1 protein-coding gene is annotated in these 2,047 nt (G+C 59.5%); it reads left to right on the top strand.

Translation table 11 applies throughout. The features are described 5' to 3' along the window. The first annotated feature begins 222 nt into the window (after nucleotides 1-222). A complete protein-coding gene (locus DQ229_RS07090) occupies nucleotides 223-1,911 on the top strand; it encodes an IS1634 family transposase (protein ID WP_202909522.1) in 1,689 nt (562 codons plus the stop codon). The last annotated feature ends 136 nt before the right edge of the window (nucleotides 1,912-2,047 follow it).

Here is a 2,047-nt window from a genome sequence, read left to right on the forward strand (position 1 = left end):
GTCGTAGGTTCAAATCCTACCCCCGCAACCACCTTTACCGAACCGTGATCCAATGCCTTCCCACCCGAGTTTAACACTTGAGGGTGACGTTTGGGCGGAGTTACGGGCCTAACGCCTTGGAGTTACTGGGTTGGCGGGGCGAGGATCAGCGATACTCTGTTGTGTCACGTGCGACCGTTTGTGGCTATTGATATAGGAATGATACGTTTATATAGTCGTGTCATGTATGCGCGCGTCTCTAAATCCGGGAATCGCAGCTATCTGCAGATCGTCGAGGGCTACCGCGACGAGGCCGGGCGCGTGAAGCAGCGGGTGGTCGCCAATCTGGGTAGGCTGGACAAATTGGGGCAGAACGACCTTTCGGCGCTGATCTACGGCCTCCAGCGGGCAGTTGGCCTGCCGGAGACACTGCCCCAGCCGCCTCGGTTTGATCCGGCCAAAGCTTTTGGTGATGTCTGGTTGCTGCACCAACTCTGGCACGAGATTGGATTGGCGGATTCGATACGCCACGCGCTGCGGTCCTCGCGCCGCCGGTTTGATGCGGAAGCCCTGGTGCGGGCGATGGTCTTCAATCGGCTGGCGGACCCGACCAGCAAACTCGGTGTCGTCGAATGGCTGCGCAATGAGACCAGCATGCCCGGGATCGACCCCGAAGCTGTCCATCACATGCAGCTGATGCGCGTCATGGATGCGCTGGAAGAGAACAAGGACGAGGTCGAACAGGCAGTGGCAAATCAGCTGCGGCCATTGCTCGATCAGGACCTGAGCGTCGTGTTCTATGACGTCACCTCGATCCGCATCCATGGGACAGCACAGCTGGAGGGCGATCTGCGCGCCTATGGGCAAAGCAAGGATATCCATGGGATCGGCCGCCAGTTTGCCCTCGGCGTTATCCAGACGGCCGAAGGGCTGCCCATCGCGCATGAGGTATTTGAGGGCAATGTGGCCGAGACCAGAACGCTGGTTCCCATTCTGCAGCGGCTGCAAAAGCGCTTCACCTTCAGGCGCATTGTCGTGGTGGCAGACCGCGGGCTCTTGAGCCTCGACAATATCTCCATGCTGGAGGAGTTGGGGCGCGAGCAAGGCGTGGACGTCGACTATATCCTGGCCGTTCCCGCGCGCAGATATGCCGCGTTTGCCGATCTTCTTCGAGAGCTGCGCCCTGCACTGGAAGGCGCCGACACGCCTGAAGATCAAGATGTCACAACCGAAGCCCTCTGGGAGGGGCGTCGCCTTGTGATCGCCCACAACGCCGCGCGTGCGGCCGAACAGTCGGCGACACGGCAAAGCATCATCTCCGAGCTTGATGCCTTCGGTGAGGCCCTGGCGAAGAAGCTGGACGCGCAAGACGCCGGAGAGAGTGGCCGTGGGCGGCGCAGTTCCGACCGCGGGGCCTATCAGCGCTTCCACAAGGCGCTGCTGGAAAAGCAGATGACGCGGTTCATCAAGCCCGATCTGGGCAGCCCCAACTTTGCCTATACCGTTGATGATGAGGCCATCGCACAGGCCGCGCGACTGGATGGCAAGTTGATGCTGGTCACCAGCTTGTCGGACATGACCCCGGAAGAGGTGGTCGCGCGCTATCGGTCACTGGCTGACATCGAGCGTGGCTTTCGCGTGCTCAAATCCGAAATCGAAATTGCCCCGGTCTATCATCGCCTGCCAGATCGGATCCGCGCCCATGCGCTCATCTGCTTTCTGGCCCTCGTCCTCTACCGCATCCTTCGGATGCGCCTGAAGGCTGCTGAAAGCCCGGTTTCTCCATCGAAACTGCTGAAATGCCTCAGCAGGATCCAAAAACACACCGTTCATGTGGGCGCCAATGCCTATCATGGCATAACCCGCCCGGACGCGGAACAACTCGACCTGTTCAAGGCCCTGAAAATAGAGCTGCCGAAGCAGTCAGCCTGACTTGTTGTGTCATTTCTTGAAGCCCCGCTTCAAGGATATCAAATGCTTAACATGACGAAGTGTTAAACTCGGGTTCCCAGCCCCAGGCTGTGCAAGACCGATCATGCTCGTGATAGCCCCCTCCAGATCCAGAACC

The organism is Alkalilacustris brevis, from assembly GCF_003350345.1.
GTDB lineage: Bacteria > Pseudomonadota > Alphaproteobacteria > Rhodobacterales > Rhodobacteraceae > Alkalilacustris > Alkalilacustris brevis.

What these genes read in the sequence shown, in the direction of transcription:
- DQ229_RS07090 (WP_202909522.1), top strand. Translation starts at nt 223, where the DNA reads ATGTATGCGCGCGTCTCTAAATCCGGGAATCGCAGCTATCTGCAGATC.